The sequence below is a fragment of the Methylobacterium oryzihabitans genome, assembly GCF_004004555.2.
Lineage (GTDB): Bacteria > Pseudomonadota > Alphaproteobacteria > Rhizobiales > Beijerinckiaceae > Methylobacterium > Methylobacterium oryzihabitans.
In genome coordinates this window covers 1-8,307 of sequence record NZ_SACP01000064.1, presented here as the reverse complement: position 1 = coordinate 8,307, position 8,307 = coordinate 1, and the positions used below count along the sequence as shown (strand labels likewise).

Annotated in this window: 1 protein-coding gene; it reads left to right on the top strand. The window is 73.7% G+C overall.

Annotated elements, in window-relative coordinates; translation table 11 throughout:
* On the top strand, positions 1 to 8,307 hold an 8,307-nt coding region (locus EOE48_RS28250; RefSeq protein WP_127734200.1), incomplete at both ends, for a GLUG motif-containing protein.

Genomic DNA, 8,307 nt, shown 5'->3' with positions numbered 1-8,307 from the left:
CGACCGCGCCGACGATCGCGACGCGGGGCGCGCGGATCGAGGCGTCGGGGGCGGGCGGCGGCGGGGTGGTGCGGCTCGGCGGCGGGCGGCAGGGCGCGGGCCGGCTGGCGCATGCCGAGCGGGTCACGGTCGATGCCGGGACGGTGATCCGGGCGGACGCGCGCGTGCGGGGCAACGGCGGCGACGTGGTGGTGTGGTCGGACGTGCGCACGCAGTTTTCCGGGACGATCACGGCGCGGGGCGGGCGCGAGGGGGGGAACGGGGGCGAGGCGGAGGTGTCGTCGAAGGGGGTTCTGGCCTACGACGGCACGACGCTCCTGACGGCGGCGAAGGGCCGGTTCGGGACGCTGCTGCTCGATCCCTACGACATCACGATTTCGGACGGGGCGCAGACCACCGGCAGCGGCTTCACCGCGACCGGGAACGACTCGGTCATCAAGGCCGCCACGTTGCAGACCGCGCTGGCGACCGCCAACGTCACGGTCTCGACCGGGGCGGCGGGCGGCCCGGGCGGTCAGGCCGGCACCATCACGGTGGCGGCACCGCTGTCGTGGTCGACGGGAACGCGGCTGACGCTGGAGGCGGCGAGCGCGATCGCGGTGAACGCGCCGATCACGGTCGCGGGCGGCGGGCAGCTCACGCTGACCACCGGGACGGAGCCGGTCGGATCTTCGACCCAGCCGCTGCTGAGCTTCGGCCAGGGGGCGAGCGTGACCTTCGCGTCGGGGCAGAGCGGGCAGGCGCTGACGATCAACAGCCAGGGCTACACGCTGGTGCGCACGATGGCCGATCTCGACGGCATCGACGGCGTTGCAGCGGTTGCGGGCGGCGCCCTCAACGACCAGAGCGCGGCGGGGGGGCTGGCGGGGCGCTACGCGCTGGCCGGCAACCTCGATGCGTCGGGCAGGACATACACCGACGCGCTGGTCGGTACCGGCAGCAGCGGCACCGACGCGACGCAATTCACCGGTACCTTCGAGGGGCTGGGACACACGCTCACCGGCCTGACCATCGACAAGCGGGGCAATTCCACGGGCCTGTTCGGCTTAGTGGCGTCGGGCGGCACGGTGCGCAATGTCGGTCTGGTTGGCGGCAGCTTTCGCGGGTCATACTGGGTCGGCAGCCTCGTGGGGTACAACTACGGCACGGCGATCAGGTCCTACGCCACAGGCGCCGTCAGCGGTGGCAGTATCTCGCTCAACACGGGCGGCCTTGTGGGGACCAACGACGGCGGCACGGTTAGCCAGTCCTACGCCACCGGCCCCGTCAGTGGCGCGTCCAACGTGGGCGGCCTCGTCGGATACAACACCGAAAGCGGTACGGTGATCCAGTCCTACGCCACCGGCACTGTCAGAGGCATCAATAGCAACTCACAAGCCTTGGGCGGACTCATAGGGGGCAACAGACTCAGCAGAGTGAGCGAGTCCTACGCCATTGGAGCTGTCAGCGGCGGCAGCGGTTCATCCGCAGTGGGCGGACTCGTCGGCTCCAACAGTGGCAGTATTGCCGACAGCTACTACAACACCGACACCGCCGGGCAGCCCCGTGGCGTCGGCAGCGGCTCGAACGACGGCGTCACCGGCCTGACCACGGCGAACCTGACCGCGAGGCTGCCCGACGGCTTCTCCACGGACGCCTGGGCCAATGTCGGCAACCGCACCTCGCCCTACCTCACGGCCAATCCCGGCCCGGTCCTCGTCGGCGCCGACGGGACGGCGCGGCTCTACAACCTCGTCTTCACCCTGCCGCAGCTCCAGGCGATCAACGCCAACCTCGCCGGCAACTACGCCCTCGCCAACGACATCGACGCGGCGGGCACGACCTACACCACCGGCGTCATCGCGGGCGGGAGCACGTCCGCCGCCCGGCCGACGCCGTTCTCGGGCCGTCTGGACGGGCTGGGCCACGCGGTGCGCAACCTGACGATCAGCGGCGGCGGCAACAGGTATGTCGGCCTGATCGGCCATTCCACGGGCACGGTGCGCGACATCGGCGTGGTCGGAGGCAGCGTCAGCGGCCAGGAGTCCGTGGGCGGCCTCGTTGGGCTAAACGGCGCCGGCGGCACGGTCGTCCAGGCCTACGCCACCGGCACAGTCACCGGCTCGATCGATCTGGGCGTCCTCGTGGGGCGCAATGGCGGCACGGTCAACCAGTCCTACGCCACCGGAGCGGTCACGGGCCCGCGCTACAACATGGGCGGCCTTGTTGGGACCAACGACCGTGGCAGCACGATCAGCCAGTCCTTCGCCACCGGCTCCAGCGGTGACAGCGGCTCGTCCTACTCGGGCGGCCTCGTAGGGTCCAACAGCGGCTTGATCATCCAGTCCTACTCCACCGGCTCCAGCGGTGGCTCAGGCTCGTCCACTGCAGGCGGCCTCGTGGGGATCAACGACTCCAACGGCACGGTCGTCCAGTCCTACGCGACCGGAGTTGTCGCCGCCGGCAGCAGCTCGTACAGCGCGGGAGCACTCGTCGGCTCCAACAGCGGCAGTGTTACCGCCAGCTACTACAACACCGACACCGCCGGGCAGCCCCGCGGCGTCGGCAGCGGCCAGAGCGGCGGCGTCACCGGCCTGACCACGGCGAACCTAACCGCGGGGCTGCCGGGCGACTTCACCACGGGCGTCTGGGCCAATGTCGGCAACCGCACCTCGCCCTACCTCACGGCCAATCCCGGCCCGGTCCTCGTCGGCGCCGACGGGACGGCGCGGCTCTACAACCTGATCTTCACCCTGCCGCAGCTCCAGGCGATCAACGCCAACCTCGCCGGCAACTACGCGCTCGCCAACGACATCGACGCGGCGGGCACGAGTTTCACCACCGGCGTTATCGCGGGGGGCGGCACGTCCACCACCGCGCCGACGCCGTTCTCGGGCCGTCTGGACGGGCTGGGCCACGCGGTGCGCGACCTGACGATCACCGGCGGCAGCAACAACTACGTCGGCCTGATCGGCCATTCCACGGGCACGGTGCGCGACATCGGCGTGGTCGGCGGCAGCATCAGCGGCGCGTCCCGCGTGGGCGGCCTCGTGGGGAACAACGACGGCGGCACGGTAAGCCAGTCCTACGCCACCGGCGCCGTGACCGGAGGCACCGACTCGACCTACGTGGGCGGCCTCGTGGGACGAAGCCTCATCGGTGGCACGGTGAGCCAGTCGTACGCCACCGGTCCCGTGAGCGGTTCCAACGACGTGGGCGGTCTCGTGGGGAACAACTACGGCTCGGTGAGCAGATCCTCCGCCACCGGCGCCGTCAGCGGCGTGTCCTCCGTCGGCGGCCTCGTGGGGTTCAACGCCAGCAGCGGCACGGTGGGACAGTCCTTCGCCACCGGCGCCGTCACCGGGTCGGCCGGCACCTCGTTCGAGGTGGGCGGCCTCGTGGGCGACAACGGAGGCACGGTGAGCGGGTCCTCCGCCACCGGGGCGACCCGCGGCCAGAGGCAGGTGGGCGGCCTCGTGGGATACAACAGAAGCACGGGCACGGTGATCCGGTCCTACGCCGTCGGGGCCGTCAGCGGCCTCGGCAATAGCGTGGGCGGCCTGGTAGGGCGCAACGACGGCGGCGCGGTGAGCGGGTCCTACGCCACCGGCTCCGTCGCCGGCTCGAACAACGTGGGCGGCCTCCTGGGGTTCAACGACGGCGGCACGGTGAGCCAGTCCTACGCGACCGGCGCCGTCAGCGGCTCTCAAGGTGTGGGCGGCCTCGTCGGGTTCAATGATTTCACCAGCAGCAGGATCGACCAGTCATACGCAACCGGTGCCGTCAGCGGATCGGAAGGCGTCGGCGGCCTCGTGGGAGTCAACTACGGCACGGTCGAGCAATCCCACGCCACCGGCGCCATCGGCGGCAGCTCGCGCTACGTGGGCGGTCTCGTGGGTTACAGCAACAGCACGATCAACCAGTCCTACGCCACCGGCGCCGTGACCGGAGACACCGGCTCGTCCTTCGTGGGTGGCCTCGTCGGAGAGAACGTCGGCACGGTGACGGCGAGCGCCTGGGACACACAAACCTCCGGCCAGACCACCAGCGCCGGCGGCACCGGCTACACCACCCGCCAGCTCCAGGGCCTCGATCCGGTCTCCGGCTCGTTCTCCGCGAACAACCTCCGCTTCTTCTCCACCGCCAGCGCGTTGGGCGACGGCACCACCTCCGCCTTTTCCGGCGGCGCGAGCGGCCTCTACCCCTACCTCACCCACTTCTTCCCCACGGGCGTCCAGGCCGTCTCCGGCACCGCCTACGCCGATCGCGGCCTCACCCCGCTCGCCTCCGGGGTCACCCCGGCCCACGTCACCCTCGCGGTCGGCGGAACCCTCACCCGGGTCACCACCGGGGCCAACGGCGCCTACTACGTCGCCCTCCCGGCCGGCACCCTGGCGAGCGGCGGCACCGCCACCCTGGCCTACACCACCGGGGACGGCACCCCCGCCGGCACCGTCACCGGCGCCAGCCTGATCGGCGCCACCGGCACGACGCGCGGCCTCGACATCTGGGGCAACACCCTCATCGCCCCGACCACCGCCACCAGCCTCCTCGGGGCGCCCGGAACCGTGGGCGACCTGCTCACGCCGGCCAACCGGACCCTGCTGACGGCGGCGCGGGGCGGCACGGGGCTCGGGGATCCGGCCGGGCTGACCGGGGTGGGCTACATCGCCACCGGCGCGGCCGGGTTCACCCTCGATGCGCCCGTGGCGCCGGGGGCCGCGGGCGGGCTGTACGTGCGCAGCACCCAGGGGCCGGTGCGGGTGGCGCAGGAGCAGGTGCTGAGCGGGGCGGGGCTGACACTGCTCTCGGCCGGGTCGCTCGCGGTCAACGCGCCCGTGCGGGTCCAGGGCGCGGGGCGGGTGGCGCTCGGCTACGACGCGGCCGACCCGGGCAACCTGTCCTTCGCGCAAGGGGCGGGCCTGACCTTCCTGAACGCCGACGGCAGCGCGGCGACGGCGGCGGTGGCCGGGCAGGCGCTGGCGATCAACAGCCAGGGCTACACGCTGGTGCGCACGATGGCCGACCTCGACGGCATCGACGGGGTCGCGGCGGTGGCGGGCGGCGCCGTCACCGACCAGAGCGCGGCGGGCGGGCTGGCGGGCCGCTACGCGCTGGCCGGCAACCTCGATGGGTCGGGCACCACCTACGCCGACGCGCTGGTCGGCACCGGTGCGACGCGGTTCTCCGGGACCTTCGAAGGGCTGGGGCACACGCTCACCGGCCTGACCATCGATAAGGCGGGCGAGTTTGCGGGCCTGTTCGGCGCCGTGGGTTCGGGCGGCACGGTGCGCAACCTCGGACTGGTCGGCGGCAGCGTCCGCGGCTCGTCCTACGTGGGCGGCCTCGTGGGTTACAACGTCGGCACGGTGAGCCGCTCCTACGCCGTCGGCGCCGTCACGAGCTTCGACAGATCCTCCCTCAGCCTGGGCGGCCTCGTGGGGGCGAACAGCGGCACGGTGAGCCGGTCCTACGCCGCCGGCGCCGTCACCGGCACCTCCACCGGCACGGTCAACTCCATGGGCGGCCTCGTGGGGCTCAACGGCACTGGCGGCACGGTGAGCCAGTCCTACTCAACCAGTGCTGTCACCGGGAGCACGACCGGCTCGTCTGTCTCCGTGGGCGGCCTCGTGGGGCAAAACTACGGCGGCAGCGTCATTCAGTCCTACGCCACCGGCGCTGTCAGCGGTTCGTCCTCCGTGGGCGGCCTCGTGGGGTTCAACGACGGCGGCGGCACGGTCACCGACAGCGCCTGGAACACGCAGACCACTGGCCTGACCACCAGCGCCGGCGGCCTCGGCCTGACCACCGCCGACCTCCAGAACGGCAGCCTCCCCGCCGGCTTCAACTCCGCCGTCTGGGCCACCGGGCCAGGCCTCTACCCCTACCTCAATAGCTTCTTCCCCGCCGGCGTCCAGGCCGTCACCGCCACCGTGCAGCCGGCGGGCGTCACCGCCCCCGCCGGCATCCAGGTCGGCTTCCACGCCGGCGGCAGCCTGCTCGGCGGCGGCACCGTCTCGGCCGGCGCCAACGGCTACGTCTATCAGGCCGTCGCCGCCGGCACCCTGCCCGCCGGACCCGTCCGCATCGGCGCCAGCCTCGCCCCCGCCGGCGGCGGCGCCCCGACCGGCCTCCTCTACACCGACGCCGCGCAAGTCGCCGGCAGCGTGCTGGCGCTCGACCCGATCATCACCGGCCTCAACCGGCAGACCACCGCGCAGACCACCTACAGCGGACTCCAGGCCGACCTCGCCGCGACCTTCGGCGCCGGGCCGCTCGCCACCCTCACCACCGCGCTGGCCGCGACGCCCCTCGCCGTCTCCGCCACGGGCGCGGGCTTCACCCTCGACCGGGCGCTGAGCGCGGGCGGCAGCGTCGGCCTCGCCACCACCGCCCGCGGCGCCACCCTCACCCTCGCCGCCGACCTGACCCTCGGCGCCGGCAGCCTCACCCTCGCCGCCGCCGGCCGACTCGACCAGACCGCCGGCAGGATCACGGCCGGACGGCTGACCGGCTCGTCCGGCGCCGACCTGCGCCTCGCGGGGGCCGGCAACGCCATCGGCACGCTCGACGGCCTGCGCGCCGGCGGCGCCCTCGCCGTCGCCACCACCACCGACCTCACCCTGGCGGCCGGCTCGCAGGTCTTCGCGAACGGCGACGTCGCCCTTGCCACCCCCGGTGCCTTCCTCAACACCCCCGTCGCCAACGCCGTCGTGTCGACCGGCGGACGCTGGCTGATCTACGCGGCGGCGCCCGCGGGCAACGCCTTCGGCGGCCTCGACAGCGGCAACACCGCGGTCTGGGGCACGGCGCCCGGAGCGGCGGTGACCGCGGCCGGCAACCGCTACGTCTTCGCCGCGACCCCGACCCTCACCGTCACCACCACCGACCTCGCCAAGACCTACGGCGAGGACGCCGCCGCGCGGGTGGCCGGCGCCTACACCCTCGCCGGGCTCGATCCCGGCCGGAGCGGCGCCTACCGCGCCGACACCGCGACCGGCGCGCCCGCCGTGACCTCGGCCGGCGCGGGTGCCCGCGCGACAGTGGCGGGTGGTCCCTACGCCATCACCGCGGACGCCGGCTCCCTGACCGCCCCGGCCGGCTACCGCGTGGTCTTCGCCGATGCCGGGCGCCTCACGGTGACCCCAGCCGCCCTGACCATCACGGCCGCGGACCGGACCAAGGTCTACGGCGACGCCCCCGACCTCGGCACGACCGGCTTCACCACGGCCGGCCTCGTCAACGGCGACACGGTCGGCGCGGTCGCCCTGGCCAGCGCCGGCACGGCCACGACCGCGACGGTGGCGGGCGGTCCCTACGCCATCACCGCGGCCGCCGCGCAGGGCACCGGGCTGGCGAACTATCGGATCACCTACGCCGACGCGCCCACCGGTCTCACCGTCACGCCGCGCCCGGTGACGCTGTCGGGCACGCGCGTCTACGACGCCGGCACCGCCATCGCGGGCGGCCTGCTCACCGCCGGCAACCTCGTCGGCGCCGACACGGTGACCGTCGCCGGCACCGGCCTGCTCGCGGCCAAGGACGTCGGTGCGCAGGCCCTCGCCGACCCGTCCGGCCTGACGCTGTCGAACCCGAACTACACGCTCGCCGGCGCCACCGGCGCCGTCACGATCACCCCCGCCACCCTGACCTACGCCGCCGACCCGGTCCGCCGGACCTACGGCGCCGCCAACCCGCCGCTCACCGGCACCGTCACCGGCCTCCTCGGCGCCGACACCCTCGCCGAGGCCACCACCGGCACCGCCGCGTTCACGACCGGAGCCGGCCCGGGCAGCAACGTCGGTTCCTACGCCGTCACCGGATCGGGGCTCGCGGCGCGCAACTACGTCTTCGCCCAGGCCGCCGGCAACGCCACCGCCCTCGGCATCGATCCGGCCCTCCTCACCGTCACCGGCACGAAGACCTACGACGCCACCGCCGGCTTCGGCGCGGGCCAGCTCACGGTCACCGGCGGCGTTGACGGCGAGAGCGTCGCGCTGACCGCCGGCTCCGCCACCGCCGCCTCGGCCGAGGCCGGCCTCCACGCCAGCACGAGCCTCACCGGCCTCGCCGTCGCGGTGACCGGCGGCAACGGGCTCGCCTCGAACTACGCCCTGCCGGCCGGCGCCGCCCTCACCATCACCCCGCGGCCGGTCACCGTCACCGCCAACAGCGGCGCCTCGGTCTACGGCGACGCCCCCGTCGATCCGGGCCTGTCGGCCACAGGCCTCGCCCCCGGCGAGGGGATCGGCGTGCTCACCGGCCTGTCGAGCGGCTTCGCCCTCGACGCCGCCAGCGCCGCCGGCGCCTACCCCCTCGCCGTGGCCG